Genomic DNA, 18810 nt, shown 5'->3' on the forward strand with positions numbered 1-18810 from the left:
TAGGTGAGTGCCACTGCCCAGATTCCCCGCCGCCCCCTTGGGGCGGATCTCCGCACGGATCCCACCCATCGTGCCGGGACTTCTCACTGCCGTTTTCGCCGTCGGGGTGGCCTTTACCGTACACGCAATGGTGCCGGTCCTGCCTGCCATGACCGTCGCCGTCGTGCTGGGACTGCTTGCCGCCAACCTGCCGGGCACGGGAACGTGGGTTGCAAGCGGGGCACGCAGCGGGCTCGACTTCGCGGGGAAGCACCTGATGAGGGCCGGCATCGTGGTCCTGGGCCTGAAAGTCAGCGTCATGGACGTCCTCGGGCTCGGCTGGCAGGCGCTGCTGCTTATCACCGGGGTGGTCCTGGTGAGTTTCGCAGGGACGTACGGGATATCGCGGATGTTCCGGCTGACCCGTGACGCGTCGCTGCTGATCGCCACGGGCTTCTCCATCTGTGGCGCCTCTGCCATTGGCGCCATGGCCGCGGTCCGCAGGATCCGGCATGTGGACACCGTCCTGCCGGTGGCCCTGGTAACCCTGTGCGGAACGCTGGCCATCGGCGTCCTGCCGCTCCTTCTGCACCCGCTGCAGCTCACCCCCGAGGTGTTCGGCGCATGGACCGGCGCATCGGTGCACGACGTCGGCCAGGTGGTGGCCACAGCGCAGACCGCGGGAACCGGAGCCCTGGCGATCGCCGTCGTCGTCAAGCTCACCAGGGTGATCCTTCTTGCCCCCATTGTGGCCGCCGCCGGCGTCCACCAGCGGACGGTCATCAGCCGGGACGCGCGTAACGGGGCAGCGCTGAACGGAACCGTTGAAAACGGGGCCGGCCTGAGCCGGACCGGCGGAGGCGTGGCAGGCGATCCGGACACCGACGGCGCGGAACTCCGGCTGCCGCCGGTTGTTCCGCTGTTTGTCATCGGCTTTGTGGCCATGGTGGGTCTGCGCTCCACGGGCTGGCTGTCCCCCGGATGGCTGGAGTCGGCGGCCGCAGTGCAGGACCTCCTGCTGGGCACGGCGCTGTTCGGCCTGGGTTCGGCGGTCCGTGTGCAGACCCTGCTGCATACCGGCGCGAGGGCACTGCTGGCCGCCCTCGCCGCGTGGCTGCTGATCGCGCTCCTGGGCCTCGGGGCCGCAGTGCTGATCGTCCAGCCCTAGTGACTGCCGGCCCAGACCGCCGGCCCTAACTGCCCGGCGCGCGGATGCCGGGGCCGGGCTCGTGATTCAATAGCTTGGTGTCGAATGAGAACCTGCGCCGCGATGAAGCGGCAATACGCTCAGCCCTGATCACCACCCACAGCTACGACGTTTCGCTCGACGTCCGCCTGGCGCAGGATCCGGAGGTCCGCGGATACACCAGCCGCAGCGTCATCAACTTTTCGGCGCAGGAACCGGGATCGTCCACCTTCCTGGACTTCATCAGCAGCGACGTGCACAGCGTTTTCCTGAACGGAAAAGGGCTCTCCGTCAAGGACGTGGTGGACGGATCCCGCATCCGGCTGGACAACCTCCAGGCGGACAACCAGGTAACCGTCACCGGGACGGCGCTTTACAGCACCTCCGGCGAGGGCATGCATCGCTTCTTCGATCCGGCGGATGGCCAGTGCTACCTCTACACCCAGTACGAGCCTGCCGATGCCCGCCGCGTGTTTGCGAACTTTGAGCAGCCCGACCTCAAGGCGGAGTTCACCTTCCACGTGATGGCGCCGTCGGACTGGCAGGTCGCCTCCAACGGTGCCGAAGCCGGCCGCGCCCAGCTGACCAGCGATCCGGCAACAAGCCGGTGGGACTTCGCGCCCACGGGGCGGATGTCCACCTACATCACCACCGTCCTCGCCGGGCCGTACGCCAAGGCGGAGGACCACTGGAGCGGAACCCTCGACGACGGGACCGCCTTGGAGGTCCCCCTGGCGCTGTACTGCCGCGCATCCATGGCCGAGTCGTTCGACACCGACCGCCTGTTTCAGCTCACCAAGCAGGGACTCGGGTTCTTCAACAGCCTGTTCGACTATCCGTATCCCTGGGGCAAGTACGACCAGGCTTTCGTGCCCGAATACAACCTCGGTGCCATGGAAAACCCCGGCCTGGTCACCTTCACCGAAAACTACGTCTTCACGTCGCGGGCGGCCGACTCCCAGTACCAGGGTCGGGCGAACACCCTCATGCACGAAATGGCGCACATGTGGTTCGGCGACCTCGTGACCATGCAGTGGTGGGACGACCTCTGGCTCAAGGAATCCTTTGCCGACTACATGGGCACCCTGGGCGTGGACCGCGCCACGGACTGGGATACCGCCTGGGTGAACTTCGCCAACAACCGCAAGGCGTGGGCCTATGTCCAGGACCAGCTGCCCACCACCCACCCGATTGTTGCCGACATTCCGGACCTGGAAGCAGCCAAGCAGAATTTCGACGGCATCACGTATGCCAAGGGCGCGTCCGTGCTGAAGCAGCTCGTGTCCTATGTCGGTTTCGAGGCGTTCATCGCCGGGTCTCGCCGGTACTTCCGGGACCACGCCTACGGCAACACCACCCTGGCTGACCTGCTCACCGCCCTGGGCGAGGCGTCAGGCCGGGACCTGACCCTGTGGGCCCGCCAGTGGCTGCTGACTTCGGGGATTTCCACCGTCACTGCCGAAATCGAAGAGCACGACGGCGTGCTCGGCAGCGTTGCCCTCGTCCAGGACGCCGTGGACCCCACCACGGGACGCCAGGAACTGCGGCCGCACCGGCTTCGGATCGGGCTCTACGATTTCAACGCCGACGGCGCACTGGTCAGGGTGGACAGTGTCGAGACGGACCTGGCCGGCGGCCGCACCGTCGTGACGGAGCTCGCGGGCAGGCCCGCACCGGCGCTCCTCCTGGTCAACGACGACGACCTCAGCTACGTGAAGGTCCGCTTTGATCCCCGCTCGGAAGCGACCGCCCGGGCGTCCCTCGGCGCCCTGCAGGACCCGATGGCACGGGCGCTCTGCTGGACGGCCCTCTGGGACGCAGCGCGTGACGCCGTGGCACCCGCGGACCGCTATGTTGCGGCGGTGGAAAAATTCGGGCCCGCCGAACAGGGCATCGGCGTGCTGCTGAATGTCCTGGGAAACGCGACCACTGCCATCGACCGCTACGTCCCCGCTCCCGAACGGGCTGCGGTCCGGAACGGCTTCCTCGATGCTGCTGCCCGTGAACTCGAGGCGGCCAGCCCCGGGTCGGACCACCAGCTGGCCTGGGCGAGGGCTCTCGCCACCACAAGCAGGCACGCCACGGGCAGGCTGGACCTCGTGCGGGGAATCCTGGACGGGACAACGGTGGTGGAAGGCCTGGCCGTTGACCCGGAGCTCCGCTGGAGCCTGTGGCACGCCCTGGCAGCCAACGGGCAGGCGTCCGAGGCCGAGCTCGCTGCCGAACTGGCCCGCGACACCACGGCGTCCGGCCGCGCAGGCCATGCCACAGCGCTGGCTGCCCGGCCGGACGCCGCCGTCAAAGCCGCTGCATGGGACGCGGCCGTCAACGGCACCGCTCTCTCCAACCAGCTCCTCAGCGCCACGATCGCAGGCTTCAATACCGCGCCGGATACGCTGCTGGACCCGTTCGTTGAGCCGTACTTCGATTGCCTGGAGAAAGTCTGGGCGGAGCGCAGCATCGAGATTGCCAGCCGGATCGTTCGCGGCCTGTTCCCTGCAGGGCAGGACCTCCTCGCCGGACTGCCCGAGGAGCACCCGGTCCTGGTCCGCGCCGATGACTGGCTCACCGGGCATCCCGCGGCAGCGCGGGCGCTGCGCCGGATCATCATCGAGCAGCGGAGCCACCTGCACCGTGCCCTCAAGGCCCAGGCCGGGGCCGCGAAAACCCCGTCGATTGCTCCGTAACAGCCGTTTTGGCTGCTCAGAACGGCAGTTGCGGAGCAGTCGATGAAAGTTCTAGGGCACCCGGTGTAACCACTCCTCGGTTCCGAACTTGGTTGCGACACGGTCCCTGGCGGCGGCAAGCTCCGCGTCGCTCAGGACCGACGGTGTTGCCCCGTACCGGCCGCTGAAGACATCCATCATGGCCTCGACGATTTCCGCCCGGGCAAGGCCCGTCTGCCGGCGCAGCGGATCCACCCTCTTCTTCGCGCTGGTGGTGCCCTTGTCCGAGAGCTTTTCCTTGCCGATCCTCAGGACCTCCACCATCTTGTCGGCGTCGATGTCGTAGCTCATGGTCACGTGGTGCAGCATGCCGCCGTTGGCCAGGCGCTTCTGCGCCGCACCGCCGATCTTGCCCTGTTCCGTGGCGATGTCGTTGAGGGGCACATAGAAGGCGCTGATGCCCAGTTTCTGCAGTGCGGCCATGACCCAGGCGTCAAGGAACGCGTAGGAGTCGGCGAAGCTGATGCCGTCCACAAGGGTCTGGGGCAGGTACAGCGAATAGGTGATGCAGTTGCCCGCTTCCATGAACATCGCTCCCCCGCCGCTGATCCGGCGCACCACCGTGATGCCGTGGCGGGCGACGCCGTGGGGATGGATCTCGTTGCGCACGGACTGGAAACTGCCGATCACCACAGAGGGCTCCTCCCAGTCCCAGAACCGGAGCGTGGGATTGCGGCGCCCGGCACCCACCTCCTCGGTAAGGACCTCGTCCAGGGCGACGTTGACGTGCGTCGGCAGCACCGACGGGGCTATGACATTCCAGTGGTGGTCCGCCCAGCCGGTGGCTTTCGCCAGGGCCCTGCGGACCGCGACGGACACGGCCTCGGCGGAGAACCCGAACAGGACGGCGTCGTCCGGGAGCGCTGCGGTGACGGCTGCGGAGATGTCCGCCGCAGCCGTTGTCTCCGGAAGCCCGGTCAGGGCGCGGTTGATGTCCAGAAGCGCTTCGTCGGGTTCCAGGAAGAAGTCACCGCTGACGGAAACGTGCGCGAGGTGCCCGCCGACGACGTCGAAATCCACCACAACCAGCTTGCCGCCCGGGACCTTGTACTCACCGTGGCGCCGGCCGCCGTCGTGCGTGCCGTCAGCCGGGCCGGTCTCAAAAGGAGGGAATGTCATGCATTCCATCCTGCCCCAAAAACGCAAAAGCCCGCACCGTTGCCGGTGCGGGCTTTTCCAATAGACCTTGGGGAGAAGTTGTTACTTCTTGCCGCCGAAGCCCTTGAAGCGAGCGTTGAAGCGCTCGACGCGGCCTGCAGAGTCCATGATGCGCTGCTTGCCCGTGTAGAACGGGTGGGACTCGGAGGAGATTTCGACGTCGATGACCGGGTAGGTGTTTCCGTCTTCCCACTCGATGGTCTTCTTGGAAGACACGGTGGACTTGGTCAGGAACTTGACGCCGGAAGCCAGGTCGTTGAATACAACAGCTTCGTACTTCGGGTGGGTATTAGCCTTCATAATGGGACCTTTGTTTCGTACAACTGGATTTTGCCAGCTGCCAGGTATGAATGGGATGCGGGTCGCGGAACAACGTCTAAAACGTCAGGTGCCCGGACCAACACTCAAGCTTAGCCTAAACACGCTCCCTGCACGAACCGGCAGGGGCGCCCGGCGGTAGCGTCCGACAGGCGGGGGCGCGGCCGTCCGGGACTCAGTCCCGGGGCCGCAGTTCCCAGAAAGCGACGGCGGACGCCGCCGCGACGTTGAGCGAATCGACGCCTGCACGCATCGGGATCTTGACGGCGAGGTCGACGGCGGCGAGGGTCTCGGCGCTCATGCCGGCGCCTTCCGTGCCCAGGACCAGCGCCAGCTTGTCCGGATTCCGGGCGGCCAGCTCGTCGAGGTCCACGGCGTCGCCGGTGAGCTCCATCGCCGCGACCGTGAACCCCTGCCCGCGCAGCACCTCAAGATCGGCCGGCCAGGACCCGAGTCGCGCCCAGGGGACCTGGAACACGGTGCCCATGCTCACCCGGACGCTGCGGCGGTAGAGCGGGTCGCCGCACCGGGGCGAGACCAGCACCGCGTCCACCCCCAAGGCAGCCGCGGACCGGAAGATGGCACCGACGTTTGTGTGGTCCACGATGTCCTCAAGGACGGCCACCCTGCGGGCACCGGCCAGCAGTTCCGGCAGCGGGACGGGTGCCGGACGGTGCATGGCCGCCATTGCGCCGCGGTGCAGGTGGAAGCCCGTGATGTCCTCCAGCAGGGCGGCACTGCCGACATAGACCGGCACGTCCGGGAAGTCGCTGAACACATCGGCCAGGTCCTCAAGCCACTTCTCCGCGAGGAAGAAGGACCGGGGCCGGTGGCCGGCAGCGAGTGCACGGCGGAGGACCCGGGATGATTCCGCGATGTACATCCCTTCCGCGGGCTCCCGGACTTTGCGGAGGTGGACATCCGTCAGCCGGGTGTAGTCGGAGACGCGCGGATCGTCAGAGGATTCGAGGTAGTGAAGGGTCACCGGAAGGTCATTTCTACAGGCATTTTAGGCGGGCTATTTGAGGAGGTTGGCGATCATGAAACCCAGGGCCACGAGGCCAAGGGTAAAGATGACACCGCGGAGGACCGGCGGGGAGAGCCGGCGGCCTACCTTGGACCCTATGACGCCGCCAATGAGGGAACTGACCGCGATAATCCCCACCACGGCCCAGTTGATACGGCCGAACGCGAACAGCAGGTAGGACGCCGCCGCCACGATGTTCACGCCCAGCACGAGGATGTTCTTCATGGCGTTGGCGTTCTGGATGGTTCCGGTCATAAAGACGCCCAGGATGCCCACCAGCAGGATGCCCTGCGCCGCCACGAAGTAGCCGCCGTAGACGCCGGCCAGGAACACCAGCACGATCAGGAGCACGCCGTGGCGTTTGTCCCGGATGGCATGCTCCGGGTTCTCCTCGCGGTCCCTCACCCACTGCTGGAGCCGGGGCTGGAACACCACCATCAGCAGTGCCAGCACAATCAGGGCGGGAGCGGCGTAGTGGAAGACCTTTTCAGGGAGGTGCAGCAGCAGCCAGGCGCCGCTGATGCCGCCCAGGAGGGATGCAGGCAGGAGCCGGAGGAGCTGCCGGCCGCGCCCTGCGAGTTCTTTCCTGTACCCCCAGGCACCGGCAGCGTTGCCCGCCACCAGCCCCATGGCATTGCTGATCGAGGCCGTTACGGGGGCAATACCCAGGGCAATGAGGACGGGAAAGGTGACCAGGGTGCCCGAACCCACAACGCTGTTGATGGTTCCGGCCCAGAGTCCCGCAAAAAAGACGAAGACGCCGCTGAGTAAGTCCACGCTAGGCTGGCCGCGCGATCAGCGGCGCGCGGTGGCCGCGTAGCGTCCAGCGTTGACGGTGACGTCGAGAGGCAGGCCGAAGGTCTCGCTGAGGTGCTCCGATGTCAGGACCTCAGCAATGGGGCCGGCCGCCACAACGCCGGCGTCGCGCATCAGCATGGCGTGGGTGAAGCCCGGCGGGACTTCCTCAAGGTGGTGCGTCACAAGCACAATGGCCGGGGCCGTGTCGTCGAGTGCCAGTTCGCTGAGGCGGTGCACCAGGTCTTCACGGCCGCCAAGGTCCAGCCCTGCGGCAGGCTCGTCCAGAAGGAGCAGCTCCGGGTCCGTCATGAGGGCACGGGCAATCTGGACGCGTTTGCGTTCGCCTTCGGACAGGGACGCGAACGCGCGGTTCAGGAGCGGACCCATGCCCCACTCATTGAGGAGCCGGAACGCGCGGCGTTCGTCGTCCTTCTCGTAACCCTCGCGCCAGCGTCCGGTCACGCCGTAGGCCGCCGTCACCACCACGTTGAGCACTTTCTCGTGCTCGGGAATCTGGTTGGCCAGGGCGGCGGACGACAGGCCGATGCGGGGCCGGAGTTCGAAGACGTCAACAGCCCCCAGCATCTCTTCCAGGATCCCGGCCATTCCGCTCGTGGGGTGGAGCCGTGCCGCCGCAATCTGGAGCAGTGTGGTCTTGCCGGCGCCGTTGGGTCCAAGGATTACCCAGCGTTCGCCCTCTTTGACCTGCCAGTCCACTTTGTTGAGGAGCGTTTTAGCTCCGCGGACAACGCTGACGGCAGCCATTTCAAGAACATCACTCATAGAAGTAGACACTAGGACAAAACAGCGTGTGACTGATAACTGGAACATCCCGGGCGAAACCGGCCGCAGGGCGGGACGAAACGAATTCGAGCGGCGGGATGGCGCTGGCTAAGATTGCAGCCATGAGTTCGAACGTGACTGCGGTCAGCTACGGCGTGAAATTGTCCCCTGCGGAACTGGAGCACCTCCGTTCCCTGCTGACCGGGTCAGGTGCGTCTTTCGCCAACGAATCCCGCACCGGCGACGGGCGTTTCGAGGTGTATACGGTGGACTTCTCCGTGGCATCCGGGACCGCCGCCGAGATCGGCGCGCTGCGGCGGGATGTGGCCGCAGCAGGCTTCAGCGGAATGGACACGGCGATCGTTCCCGCGGCCCTGCGGCAGGCGCCCCGCAAGTTCCTCATCATGGACGTGGATTCCACGCTGATCCAGCAGGAAGTCATTGAACTCCTGGCCGCGTATGCCGGGAAGAAGGAAGAGGTCACCGCCGTTACCGAGGCGGCCATGCGCGGCGAGCTCGACTTCGCCCAGAGCCTCCATGCGCGGGTGGCCGTCCTCGCCGGGCTGCCGGCCGACGTGGTCGATTCCGTCCGGGCCGAGGTGAAACTCAGTGAAGGCGCCGCGGAGCTTGTGGCGGCGTTCAAGGCTGCCGGCCACGCCGTGGCAGTGGTATCCGGCGGTTTCAACCAGATCCTGCGCCCCATCGCGGAGGACCTCGGGATGGATTACTGGATTGCCAACGAGCTGGAAATTGTCGACGGCGCGCTGACCGGCAAGGTGCTCGGTGCGGTGATCGACCGTGCGGCGAAGGAGAAGTACCTCCGCGAGTGGGCCGCTGCCGAAGGTATCCCCATGGAGCACACCATCGCGGTGGGCGACGGTGCCAATGACCTTGACATGCTCAGCGCCGCCGGGATCGGCGTGGCCTTCAACGCCAAGCCCGCCGTTCGCGCGGCAGCGGTCGCAGCCGTCAATATGCCGTACCTGGATGCCGTGCGGCACATCGCCGGGGTCTGAGGCACAGGCACGCGCTGGCATTGCCAGCGCCCTGATGAAAGAGCACAAAGGAAAGGCCGGGCAGTCGCCCGGCCTTTCTTTGTGGATCGTGGTGCGGAAGCGTCAGCCTGCCTGGCCGGCGCTCTTGCCGAAGTAGTCGGCACCGCCGGCGTACTCGGTGTGGCCGGTTTCGACGTCGGCCGTGACCATCTTGGCGATCTCCGCGGCGAATTCCGCAACAGAATACAGCTTGCCGGCCTCCGCGCGGCGGGCTTCGATGGCGCCCGGGTTGGACCGGTCAAGCAGCGTGGCCGTAACGGTTCCTTCGATCATGTCGCCGGAAACCACCACGAGCGAGATTCCCTTGTCCGCAAGGTTCGGGATCAGGGCGCGCAGGGCGTCCTCGCCGGCGCGCTTGCTGCGTGCCACAGGCTCATATTCCGGCATGGTGGGAACGGAGCCGATGAAGTGGGCCTGGTGACTCGTGATGAACACCACGCGGGAGCCTTCACGCATCAGCGGCACGGCGGCATTGAGCATGTTGACCTGGGCATCGCGGTTCAGCTTCAGGGCGTAGCCCTCTTCCATGCCCGATTCCATGCCGCCGGAAGCGTTCAGGACCAGGACGTCGAGCGAGCCGAAGTTCTCCATGGCCGCGCTGGCCAGGGCCTGGACACCTTCCTGCGTGGTGAGGTCGGCGCCGACCGCCGCCGCACGGCCGCCGGCCGCCTCGATCTCGGCCACAACCTTGTTGGCGCGCGGGGCCTTCTGGCGGTAATTCACCACAACGGCGGCACCTTCGGCCGCGAGGAGCTTGGCAACATCGGCGCCGATCCCCCTCGACGAACCGGTCACAATGGCGGTCTTGTTGTCCAGCAATCCCATTCGAGCTCCTTTGTTACAAACGTCCAAAATCTGTGGGTCTGCCATCCATCATGCCAGCGCAGGGGAAGAATTCAGTTGTTTGACGTCGACAAAGAAGCGGACCCGGGCTAGTTCCCGGCGGTCGGGCCGCTGTCGGCCAGCGGCGCCGCAGGTTCGCGGAGCGGCCATTGTTGGGCAGGGCTGCACGGCGTAGGCTCACGGCCATGAAACTGCGGGGCGAGTCATCCGGAGCCGTGCCTTGAGCCGGGGCGCTGCCGAGGAGTCCATTCCGGAGGAGGTCTTCAGCGGTTCCCCGCAGGGGCTGGAACTGTTTCGGGGCGTCGAGCGCATACTGGCCGGGTTCCCGCCGTCGACGGTGCGGGCAACCAAAAGCCAGGTGGCATTCCGCGGGCGGCGGGCATTTGCCTACATGTGGTGGCCCGCCCGGTATCTCAAGTCGGACGTTCCCGCTGTCCTGTCCATCGCGCTGCGCCGGCGGCTTGCTTCGGGACGGTTCAAGGAGGTGGTCAACCCGTCCAAGGGCGTGTGGATGCATCACCTGGAGTTGCGATCGATGGCCGACCTCGACGACGAAGTGGCCGGCTGGCTTGGGGAAGCACGCAAGGAAGCGGGCTGACGACGGAGCGGACCGGGTTCCGTCGTCAGCCCGAACCAAGGTTTGTGGTGGTGATTCCGAACGTCCCTAGCTGCGGTTCACCGGGATCTTGCGCTTCTCGGTGGCTGGCGCCTGCTCAGGTGCCGGCGCGCGCACTTCCAGGACACCGTCCTTGTACGTGGCCGTAACGTCTTCCTCGCGGGCTCCGGGCGGCAGGGAGACACTTCGCGAGAATGAGCCGTAGCGGAACTCCGAGCGGTAGCCGCTCTTGTCCTGATGCTCGGATTTTTCCTCGCGCTCCGCCTTGAGGTGCAGCATACCGTCGGCCACCGAGACGTCCACGTCCGTCTCGGGATCAATGCCGGGCAGTTCCGCACGCACCACCAGGGTGCTGCCGTCGAAGAACTGTTCCACACGGATTGACGACTGTGTCAGGTCCCCGTCGAGGAACCGCCGGAACGGCTCCAGAAACTCCGATGGCGTCCATTTATTGAGATCGGCCATGATAGCTCCCTAGTCTTGCCTCACAGGTGCGGCCGGCCGTGGCGTGGACCGGTCCGTATGCCCATTACACACCCGGCCGCTGGGGGTGTAATGGGCATAAGGTCCCATCGTGCGCGCGGACCTTGGAACGGGCGCAGGGAGTACGGGAGCGGCTAGTGCCCCATGCCCAGACCGCCGTCGACCGGAATGACGGCGCCGGAGATGTAGGACGCCTCATCACTGGAGATCCAGCGCACCACGTTCGCCACCTCCGCGGCTTCGGCGAAACGGCCCGCGGGAACCTTGGACAGGTAGTCCTTCTGGGTGGCCTCCGGCAGTTCCGCCGTCATGTCCGTGTTGATGAACCCCGGGGCCACGACGTTGGCGGTAATCCCGCGGCCGCCGAGTTCGCGCGTCAGCGAACGGGCAATCCCCACCAGTCCGGCCTTGGAGGCGGAGTAGTTGATCTGGCCGGGTGCGCCGTACAGTCCGGACACCGAGGAAATCAGCACAACCCGGCCCTTGCGCTTGCGGATCATGCCTTTGGAGGCCCGCTTGATGACGCGGAAGGCGCCGGTCAGGTTGGTGTCGATGACAGAGGTGAAATCGTCTTCGCTCATGCGCATCAGCAGTGTGTCCTTGGTGATGCCGGCGTTTGCCACCAAGACCTCCACCGGTCCGTGCGCAGCTTCAACCTCAGCAAAGGCAGCGTCAACGGAAGCCTCATCGGTCACATCGGCCTTGACGCCAAGGATTCCTTCCGGAAGCGCCGACTCGCTGCGGTACGTCACCGCGACTTTGTCGCCGTTGGCGAGGAAGGCCTCGGCAATGGCCAGTCCGATGCCTCGGTTGCCGCCGGTGATCAGAACGCTGCGGCCGGTTGATGCTGCTTCAGTCATAGTTTGCTCCGGGATTCTGCGGCATGGGGTACCGCGGTGAGGGGCGGGATTTTTACTGCCTCCGATCTTAGCCCGCGTTTGGGCGGCACTGTTGAGGGTGAGAGAATTGGATTAAGCCTTGGGAGCGTGATCAAACAGCCGTGACACTTGCAAAACGACCCGGACATTCGATGCCCGGTGAACCGGACGCCGTCTCCGGTGACGCCCAGGTGCACAGCATTACGGATGCCGCCTCTGCCCACTCGGAAGAGATGCGCGTGCGGATGATCAAGTACGCCGTGGCCATGGGAATCCGCATGGTTTGCCTGATCCTGGTGTTCGTCGTTGACGGCTGGTTCAAGGTTGTCCCGATTGCCGGTGCGGTGTTCCTGCCCTGGATTGCAGTGGTCATAGCCAACGGGAGCGACAAGGCGGAGATTCACAGCGATTACCTGCTCGATTCCGCCCCGCTGGCGGAGCTCGAAGCGCCGGAAGCACCGGCAGCTGCAGAAGACGAAGGTCCAACGGTTCTCCAGGGCGAACTCATTGAGGACGAAGACGAAGACGAAGACGATAACGACGGCCAGGAACGGGCAGCTTCATGAACATTTTTGACCTGGCGGGAGGCGGCGCTGCGCCTGCCGAAGCGGCTGCGCCCATGTGCTCCAGGAAGGCGTGCCGGTCCGGTGCCGCCTGGCAGCTGCTGTGGAACAACCCCAAGATCCACACGCCCGAACGCCGCAAGACCTGGCTCGCCTGCGACGGGCACCGGCTGTGGCTGGAAGATTACCTGCAGACCCGTGGCCTCTGGAAAGAAACGGTGCCGCTGGACCTCGCAACCGCGTCAGGCAGGGAAAGCTGAATGTACCGCTTCCTGTTTTCCAGCAAGTGGCTGGGCTATCTGCTGCTGGCTGCGATCTTTGCCACAGCCTGCGTGTTCCTGGGCCGCTGGCAGATGGACCGCAGGGCCGAGACGCTTGCGGAGATCAACCGGGTCACGTCCAACTACTCGGCCACCCCCCTGCCGTTCGCCGAAACTGAGGAGCAGTTTTCCCGGCTGGATGCAGACAAGGAGTGGACCCAGGTCGAGTTGAAGGGCCGCTACGACGTCGACGGCCAGAGGGTGGTGCGCAACCGCCCGCTCAACGGGCAGCCGGGCTACGAAGTGGTGGTTCCCTTCAAGCTCAGCACCGGACAGGCGGTTGTGGTGGACCGCGGCTGGCTCCCGATCGGGAACAACACCCCGGGCCGCCCCGATTCCGTTCCTGAGCCGCCCTCGGGCGACGTCACGGTGATCGTACGCCTGAAACCGGGTGAACCCGAACTCCAGCGCGGCGCCCCGGACGGACAGCTTGCTTCCATCGACCTCCCGGCCTACGCCGCCCAGCTTGGCTATCCCGTGCTGACGGGCGCCTACGGCCAGCTCGCCTCCGAATCGCCGGCCGCCGCCGCAATGCCGTACCCGTTCCCGAAGCCTTCGGTGGAAGAGGGAACCCACCTGTCCTATTCGCTGCAGTGGTTCGCCTTCGGCGTGCTGATGTTCATCGGGTTCGGCTACGCGGCCCGGCAACAGGCCAGGAACGCGGAGATCGACGCGCAGGACGCCACGGCGGACAGTGCGCCCGAGTATGCCATGGCCGCGAACCGCCGCCGCCCCGCTCCCCGGAAACGGAAACAGCCGACGGCGGAAGAAGAGGAAGACGCGATCCTGGACGCCCAAGGGTACTGATGCTCGTCGGGTTTCGCGTCGTCAGTTGCGTCCGCTACGAAACGGCCTACGCCAGCGTAATCAGGTCCAGGTAGTCTTCGTTCCAGTGGTCTTCGATGCCATCGGGCAGCAGCACGACGCGCTCGGGGTTCAGCGCCGCGACGGCACCCTCGTCGTGGCTCACCAGCACGACCGCGCCGGTGTAGTTACTCAGTGCCCCGAGGATTTCGGCGCGGCTGGCCGGGTCGAGGTTGTTCGTGGGCTCATCGAGGAGCAGCACATTCGCGCTTGAGGCCACGATTGTGGCCAGGGCGAGGCGCGTCTTCTCGCCGCCGGAAAGCACACCGGCGGGCTTGTCGACGTCGTCGCCGGAGAACAGGAACGAGCCCAGGATGTTGCGTACTTCCGCATCATTCATGTCCGGGGCGGAGGAGCGCATGTTCTGCAGGACGGAACGGTCCACGTCGAGCGTCTCGTGCTCCTGGGCGTAGTAGCCCACCTTCAGCCCGTGGCCGGCAACCACTTCACCGGTATCGGGCTTGTCCACGCCGGCCAGCATCCGCAGCAGGGTGGTCTTACCGGCGCCGTTGAGGCCCAGGATGACCACCTTGGAACCGCGGTCGATGGCCAGGTCCACGTCGGTGAAGATTTCCAGGGAGCCGTAGGACTTGCTGAGGCCGTCCGCGGTGAGCGGAGTTTTGCCGCAGGGTGACGGATCCGGGAAGCGCAGGGCTGCCACGCGGTCGGTGGCGCGCACGGCTTCCAATCCGCCCAGCAGACGCTCGGCGCGCTTGGCCATGTTCTGCGCGGCGACGGCCTTGGTGGCTTTGGCGCGCATCTTGTTGGCCTGGTCGAAGAGGACCTGGGCCTTCTTTTCCGCGTTCGCGCGCTCCCGCTTGCGGGCGCGTTCGTCCGTTTCGCGCTGCTGCAGGTAGCGCTTCCAGTCCATGTTGTAGAAGTCGATCTGGGCGCGGTTGGGATCCAGCAGGAACACCTTGTTGACAGTGGCTTCGAGCAGTTCCGTGTCGTGGCTGATCACGATCAGGCCGCCCTGGTGGTTCTTCAGGAACTCGCGCAGCCAGGAGATGGAGTCGGCGTCGAGGTGGTTGGTGGGCTCATCCAGGAGCATGGTCTCCGCGTCCGAGTAGAGGATGCGGGCGAGTTCCACACGGCGCCGCTGCCCACCGGACAGGGTTTTGAGCGGCTGGTTCAGCAGGCGGTCCGGCAGGGCGAGGTTCGAACAGATCGCTGCGGCCTCGGCTTCGGCAGCGTAGCCGCCGGCGGCCAGGAATTCGGATTCCAGCCGGTCGTAGCGGTTCATCGCCTTGCGCTGGACGGCGGCGTCCTCGCTGGCCATCTCTTCGTGGGCCAGCCGGAGCTTGCCGACGGCGATGTCCAGTCCGCGGACAGAGAGGATCCGGTCGCGGGCGAGCTGTTCCATGTCCGGGGTGCGGGGGTCCTGGGGAAGGTAGCCGATCTCGCCACTGCGCGTCACCTTGCCGCCCGCAGGCAGGCCTTCGCCGGCGAGGACCCGGGTAAGCGTGGTCTTGCCTGCACCGTTACGGCCGACAAGGCCGATCTTGTCTCCCTTGTCGATCCGGAAGCTCACCTGGTCCATAAGGAGGCGGGCGCCGGCGCGCAGTTCGAGATCCTGGACGGTAATCAATGCAGCTAAGGCCTTTCACAACAGGGAACGCCGCGGCACAACGGATGGAGTCTGGGCAGGGCCGGGGCAGTGTGGCCGAGAGAACGGCCTCTACCAGTCTACCGGCACCACTCCCCCCGGATTACCTCGGCACCGGGGCCCGCGGATGTCATCTTTTGGGCACCCTGTCCAGAGCGGGCGCCCTCCGTTAGTGGATCCCCTACAAAATATGGCCGCAGCCGGAGACGTATCGTCGGAATGGAGGGGAAGCGCCTGCACGCAGGAGGCTGCCCCATCCCCAGTTGCATTGCATCTGCACTAACCGACAGGACCTCCCATGACCAAGACTGACAGTGGCGTCACCAGCCAGACCGCCTCCGGCGTTAAGTCGGGCAGTAAACCCGGCCGGAAGCGCTGGAACGCGACGGATCTCGGCCTCATCGCCGTCTTCGCCGCCCTGGTGGCCGGCTCCGCGCTCATCGCGGCCATCCCCGTGGGCGGGCTCGGCGTCCCCATCACCCTGCAGACACTCGCCGTGATGCTGACAGGTCTTGCCCTGGGTCCCGGCCGGGCGTTTGCCGCCGTCGGCCTGTACACCCTGCTGGGGCTGGCCGGCCTGCCGATCTTCAGCGGCGGCAGGAGCGGGCTCGGAATCCTCGCCGGCCCCTCTGCCGGCTACATCATCGCCTTTCCGCTCGCCGCCCTGGCTGTCGGCTGGCTCACCACCATTGTGCTCCGCCGCACCTTGAAGTACCGGGGGCTGTTCCTCGTGGCCGCGGCCATGGCCACGAGCATTGTGCTGGTCCACGGCCTGGGCGTGCTGGGCATGATGGTTAACGCCAAGCTGGACCTTTCCAAGGCGTTCCTCCTGGACCTGGCCTACTACCCGGGCGACATCATCAAGAACATCCTGGCCGTCAGCATCGCCCTCGCCCTGCACAAGGCGTTCCCGGATCTCCTGATCCGCCGCGCCGGCGTCCGGAACTCCGGAGCGGGCCAGGCAGCCAATTAGCATGGGCAGCATCCTTCTGGACGGAGTCGCGGTCCGGGTGGCGGTGGACGGCAGCCCGCAGCCCAAGACACTGCTGCGCGGCATCTCGCTGAATCTTACGGAACAGCGGATCGGCGTCATCGGAGCCAACGGGTCCGGGAAGTCCACGCTCCTGCGGCTCCTCAACGGTCTCGTGGCACCGAGTGACGGAACCGTGACCGTGGACGGCGACGATACCGCCAGGTCGGTGCGTGCCGTACGCCGGAAGGTCGGGTTTGTTTTCACGGATCCCCTGTCCCAGCTGGTAATGCCCACCGGCCGGGAGGATGTGGAGCTGTCCTTGCGACGGTCCGTCCGGAACACAAGGGAGCGCCGGTTGGCTGCCGAGGCGATCCTCAACCGCTTCGGGCTGATGCCGCTGGCGGACCAAAGCATCTACGAGCTCTCGGGCGGCGAACGGCAGCTGATGGCCCTGGCGGCCGTCCTCGCCGTCGAACCTGCAGTCCTGGTCCTGGATGAGCCGTCCACGCTGCTGGACCTGCGCAACCGCGAACTGTTGCGGCGGACCATCTCGGGCCTCAGCCAGCAGATCATCATGTCCACGCACGACCTGGAGCTGGTCCGTGACATGGACCGCGTCCTGGTGGTGGAATCCGGACWGGTGGTGTTCGACGGCGGTGCTGCCGCCGCCGTCGAACACTACCGGGAGCTGTCCGCTGCCGGCCTGCCGCCGGTCAGCGCCACCGTGCCGCCGCACCGTCCGGAGGTCAGGTGAGCGGCCAGGCATTCCTGCTGGTGAACTTCGTTCCCGGCACGTCACCGGTCCACCGGGCTCCGCTCTGGCTGAAGTTCCTGGTGGTGGTGGGCTGCGGCATGGGATCGTTCCTGGTGGTGGACTGGGCGGTCGCCGCGGCGGTGCTGGGGATCATGTGTGCCCTGTTCCTGCTCAGCGGTGCCGGTTCCGCGCGCCTGTTCAAGGCCATCCGGCCCATCCTGCCGGTGCTGCTTGCCATCGGCCTGTTCCAGTGGTGGCAGCTGGGAGGTCCTGTTGCGGCGCGGATCGTCCTTAACATCCTGGTCTGCGTCGTGGCGGCGTCCATATTAACGGCCACCACGCCGATGCAGCGGCTCCTCGACGGCGTCGTCTCATTGGCAGTGCCGTTCCGGCGCTTCGGCGCGGACCCCGAGCGCTTCGCCCTGACTATCGCGATCATGCTCCGGAGCATTCCGTTCATCGCCGGAGCATACTCGGAGGTGCGGGATGCGGCGCGGGCGCGCGGCCTGGAACGGAACCCGCGGGCACTGGTGCTGCCGGTCTTCATCACCACGGTGGCCTACGCCCGCCAGACCGGCGATGCCCTGGCTGCCCGCGGGCTGGGAGAACCCGACGATGACGACGACCCGCGCCAGGGCGACCGTTAGGACGTTTCGGCCATCCGGTCAAGACGTTCGTACCTGAAGAGGGCCGCGGTTCCCATGCCGCCGGCAATGCTGATCATGGCCAGTGCCAGCTGTCCGGCCGCACCGTCCCTGCGCGCCTGGGCGAGTAGCCGCGTCACCAGGACAGCACCGGACGCGCCGTACGCGTGGCCCAGGGCCAGCGCACCGCCGTCGAGGTTTGCCCGCCCGGGGTCAATGCCGAGGGCGTCCAGGCAGGCGAGGGTCTGGGAGGCGAAGGCCTCATTGAATTCCACCAGGTCGATGTCCGCGGCCTGAATGCCGTGCCCGGCCAGGAGCCGCTCCGCCGCAGCAGCGGCACCCATGCCCAGAACCCGCGGGTCCACTCCCGCCGTGTCGGTGCCGCGCACCAGGAAACCGTCGGCTGCCCCCAGTTCCCGCGCCCGCTGCAATGAAGTGATCACGACGGCGGACGCGCCGTCGGCATCGAAACAGGAATTCCCGGCGGTGACAGTACCGCCCTCCGTGAACGCCGGCGGGAACCGCGACATCAGGGCGGCCGTCAGGCTGGCCCGCGGACCGTCGTCGGACTCCACGTTCCCGGACGCCGCCCGCAGCGGCACGATTTCGCCCGCGTAGGTTCCGGATGCTGCTGCAGCCAGGGCCCGCCGGTGGCTCTGCAACGCGAACCGGTCCTGCCGCTCGCGGCTGATCCCGAAGGCCCCGGCGACGGTGTCCGCCGCGGTTCCCATGTCCGGATCGCCGTAGCTGAGCGGCACGAACTGCGCCCGGCGGAAGAATTCGGGGCTGCCGTCGGCGGCCCTGGTGGCGCGGAGGGGAGCCGTGCTAATGCTTTCCACCCCGCCGGCGAGGTACACGCCGTTTCCCCCGGCTGCCACCAGCCTCGCGGCGAGCACGATGGCGTCGAGGCCGGAGCCGCACTGCCTGTCCACGGTGACCCCGGGAACGCTGACCGGCAGTCCGGCCTCCAGGGCGGCCAGGCGGGCAACATTGCCTCCGCCTCCCACGGCGTTGCCGATCACCACGTCCGTCACGGCCGCCGCCGGCAGGCCGGTGCCTTCCAGGAGGCCCCGAAGGACGGGGGCCAGGAGCTCGTGCGCGCGGAGCTCCTTGAACGCCCCGTTGACGCGTCGGATGGGCGTGCGCAGGGCCGCGATGACCACCGGCTGGCGGTCAGGCGGCAGCGCCGTGTTACCGGCGCGGACGCCAGCGTGTCCAGGAACCGTCTCCGGCAGC

Annotated in this window: 20 protein-coding genes; 10 read left to right on the forward strand and 10 right to left on the reverse strand. The window is 66.6% G+C overall.

Annotated elements, in window-relative coordinates; all coding sequences use genetic code 11:
- Positions 1-7 precede the first annotated feature (7 nt).
- Both AC1DRE_RS00620 and pepN read left to right on the forward strand, forming a co-directional pair.
- Positions 8-1147: a YeiH family protein gene (locus tag AC1DRE_RS00620; protein ID WP_476982883.1), complete on the forward strand. Its 1140-nt coding sequence runs from the start codon at positions 8-10 to the stop codon at positions 1145-1147.
- A gap of 77 nt (positions 1148-1224) precedes the next feature.
- Complete coding sequence (gene pepN / locus AC1DRE_RS00625) at positions 1225-3852, forward strand: aminopeptidase N (protein WP_476982884.1); 2628 nt, start codon at positions 1225-1227, stop codon at positions 3850-3852.
- Positions 3853-3903: 51 nt separating this feature from the next.
- Here pepN and AC1DRE_RS00630 read toward each other — a convergent pair whose 3' ends face one another.
- From AC1DRE_RS00630 to AC1DRE_RS00650, 5 genes are all read right to left on the reverse strand, one after another.
- Positions 3904-5010: a lipoate--protein ligase family protein gene (locus tag AC1DRE_RS00630; protein WP_476982885.1), complete on the reverse strand. Its 1107-nt coding sequence runs from the start codon at positions 5008-5010 to the stop codon at positions 3904-3906.
- Between the two features lie 81 nt (positions 5011-5091).
- Positions 5092-5349, reverse strand: coding sequence for a type B 50S ribosomal protein L31 (locus AC1DRE_RS00635; RefSeq protein WP_309970849.1), 258 nt, complete (start codon positions 5347-5349; stop codon positions 5092-5094).
- 193 nt (positions 5350-5542) lie between these two features.
- Positions 5543-6352, reverse strand: coding sequence for a TrmH family RNA methyltransferase (locus AC1DRE_RS00640; RefSeq protein WP_476982886.1), 810 nt, complete (start codon positions 6350-6352; stop codon positions 5543-5545).
- Between the two features lie 33 nt (positions 6353-6385).
- On the reverse strand, positions 6386-7171 hold the full coding sequence (locus tag AC1DRE_RS00645; RefSeq protein ID WP_476982887.1) for a sulfite exporter TauE/SafE family protein: 786 nt from the start codon (positions 7169-7171) through the stop codon (positions 6386-6388).
- An 18-nt stretch (positions 7172-7189) separates the two neighbouring features.
- Entirely contained in the window at positions 7190-7975 is a 786-nt protein-coding gene (locus tag AC1DRE_RS00650) for an ABC transporter ATP-binding protein (RefSeq protein ID WP_214955784.1), read from the reverse strand.
- A gap of 122 nt (positions 7976-8097) precedes the next feature.
- On the opposite strand from AC1DRE_RS00650, the gene serB reads away from it, so the two are divergent.
- The gene (gene serB / locus AC1DRE_RS00655) at positions 8098-8991 is read left to right on the forward strand and encodes a phosphoserine phosphatase SerB (protein ID WP_476982888.1); all 894 of its coding nucleotides are present in this window, start codon (positions 8098-8100) and stop codon (positions 8989-8991) included.
- Between the two features lie 102 nt (positions 8992-9093).
- Here serB and AC1DRE_RS00660 read toward each other — a convergent pair whose 3' ends face one another.
- Positions 9094-9855, reverse strand: coding sequence for an SDR family oxidoreductase (locus AC1DRE_RS00660; protein ID WP_104174215.1), 762 nt, complete (start codon positions 9853-9855; stop codon positions 9094-9096).
- Positions 9856-10093: 238 nt separating this feature from the next.
- Between AC1DRE_RS00660 and AC1DRE_RS00665 the strand changes: the two genes are divergently transcribed.
- Positions 10094-10471, forward strand: coding sequence for a DUF5655 domain-containing protein (locus AC1DRE_RS00665; protein ID WP_476982889.1), 378 nt, complete (start codon positions 10094-10096; stop codon positions 10469-10471).
- A gap of 66 nt (positions 10472-10537) precedes the next feature.
- Here AC1DRE_RS00665 and AC1DRE_RS00670 read toward each other — a convergent pair whose 3' ends face one another.
- Together AC1DRE_RS00670 and AC1DRE_RS00675 are read right to left on the reverse strand one after the other, a co-directional pair.
- Positions 10538-10954, reverse strand: a complete 417-nt coding sequence (locus tag AC1DRE_RS00670; protein WP_476982890.1) for an Hsp20/alpha crystallin family protein — start codon at positions 10952-10954, stop codon at positions 10538-10540.
- A 152-nt stretch (positions 10955-11106) separates the two neighbouring features.
- A complete protein-coding gene (locus AC1DRE_RS00675; protein WP_307047115.1) occupies positions 11107-11832 on the reverse strand; it encodes a beta-ketoacyl-ACP reductase in 726 nt (241 codons plus the stop codon).
- 140 nt (positions 11833-11972) lie between these two features.
- Here AC1DRE_RS00675 and AC1DRE_RS00680 point away from each other — a divergent pair, with 140 nt between their 5' ends.
- The 3 genes from AC1DRE_RS00680 to AC1DRE_RS00690 are packed head-to-tail and all read left to right on the forward strand — an operon-like array spanning position 11973 to position 13540.
- Entirely contained in the window at positions 11973-12416 is a 444-nt protein-coding gene (locus tag AC1DRE_RS00680; RefSeq protein WP_476982891.1) for a DUF3099 domain-containing protein, read from the forward strand.
- On the forward strand, positions 12413-12673 hold the full coding sequence (locus AC1DRE_RS00685) for a hypothetical protein (RefSeq protein WP_476982892.1): 261 nt from the start codon (positions 12413-12415) through the stop codon (positions 12671-12673). Before AC1DRE_RS00680 ends, AC1DRE_RS00685 begins: the two co-directional genes overlap by 4 nt.
- A complete protein-coding gene (locus AC1DRE_RS00690; RefSeq protein WP_476982893.1) occupies positions 12674-13540 on the forward strand; it encodes an SURF1 family cytochrome oxidase biogenesis protein in 867 nt (288 codons plus the stop codon).
- Between the two features lie 46 nt (positions 13541-13586).
- Here the strand turns inward: AC1DRE_RS00690 and AC1DRE_RS00695 are convergent, their stop codons facing one another.
- A complete protein-coding gene (locus tag AC1DRE_RS00695; RefSeq protein ID WP_104174208.1) occupies positions 13587-15185 on the reverse strand; it encodes an ABC-F family ATP-binding cassette domain-containing protein in 1599 nt (532 codons plus the stop codon).
- Between the two features lie 316 nt (positions 15186-15501).
- Between AC1DRE_RS00695 and AC1DRE_RS00700 the strand changes: the two genes are divergently transcribed.
- From AC1DRE_RS00700 to AC1DRE_RS00710, 3 genes are read left to right on the forward strand one after another with little or no spacing between them, the layout of a single operon-like run.
- Positions 15502-16176 (forward strand): biotin transporter BioY, encoded by a 675-nt coding sequence (locus tag AC1DRE_RS00700; RefSeq protein WP_476982894.1) that lies wholly within the window; start codon positions 15502-15504, stop codon positions 16174-16176.
- Between the two features lies 1 nt (position 16177).
- On the forward strand, positions 16178-16930 hold the full coding sequence (locus tag AC1DRE_RS00705) for an energy-coupling factor ABC transporter ATP-binding protein (protein ID WP_476982895.1): 753 nt from the start codon (positions 16178-16180) through the stop codon (positions 16928-16930).
- Positions 16927-17577 (forward strand): energy-coupling factor transporter transmembrane component T family protein, encoded by a 651-nt coding sequence (locus AC1DRE_RS00710; RefSeq protein ID WP_476982896.1) that lies wholly within the window; start codon positions 16927-16929, stop codon positions 17575-17577. The genes AC1DRE_RS00705 and AC1DRE_RS00710 overlap by 4 nt, the downstream gene beginning before the upstream one ends.
- Here AC1DRE_RS00710 and AC1DRE_RS00715 read toward each other — a convergent pair.
- Positions 17574-18809, reverse strand: coding sequence for a thiolase family protein (locus tag AC1DRE_RS00715; protein WP_476983319.1), 1236 nt, complete (start codon positions 18807-18809; stop codon positions 17574-17576). The two genes, AC1DRE_RS00710 and AC1DRE_RS00715, sit on opposite strands and share 4 nt — an antisense overlap.
- Position 18810: the final 1 nt, after the last annotated feature.

It is taken from the genome of Arthrobacter sp. P4_H3, assembly GCF_056400885.1.

Bases quoted from the DNA above. Each gene is read 5' to 3' on its own strand.
- AC1DRE_RS00630 (WP_476982885.1), bottom strand. From the start codon at position 5,010: ATGACATTCCCTCCTTTTGAGACCGGCCCGGCTGACGGCACGCACGAC.
- AC1DRE_RS00635 (WP_309970849.1), bottom strand. From the start codon at position 5,349: ATGAAGGCTAATACCCACCCGAAGTACGAAGCTGTTGTATTCAACGAC.
- AC1DRE_RS00650 (WP_214955784.1), bottom strand. From the start codon at position 7,975: ATGAGTGATGTTCTTGAAATGGCTGCCGTCAGCGTTGTCCGCGGAGCT.
- serB (WP_476982888.1), top strand. From the start codon at position 8,098: ATGAGTTCGAACGTGACTGCGGTCAGCTACGGCGTGAAATTGTCCCCT.
- AC1DRE_RS00660 (WP_104174215.1), bottom strand. From the start codon at position 9,855: ATGGGATTGCTGGACAACAAGACCGCCATTGTGACCGGTTCGTCGAGG.
- AC1DRE_RS00670 (WP_476982890.1), bottom strand. From the start codon at position 10,954: ATGGCCGATCTCAATAAATGGACGCCATCGGAGTTTCTGGAGCCGTTC.
- AC1DRE_RS00675 (WP_307047115.1), bottom strand. From the start codon at position 11,832: ATGACTGAAGCAGCATCAACCGGCCGCAGCGTTCTGATCACCGGCGGC.
- AC1DRE_RS00685 (WP_476982892.1), top strand. From the start codon at position 12,413: ATGAACATTTTTGACCTGGCGGGAGGCGGCGCTGCGCCTGCCGAAGCG.
- AC1DRE_RS00690 (WP_476982893.1), top strand. From the start codon at position 12,674: ATGTACCGCTTCCTGTTTTCCAGCAAGTGGCTGGGCTATCTGCTGCTG.
- AC1DRE_RS00700 (WP_476982894.1), top strand. From the start codon at position 15,502: ATGACCAAGACTGACAGTGGCGTCACCAGCCAGACCGCCTCCGGCGTT.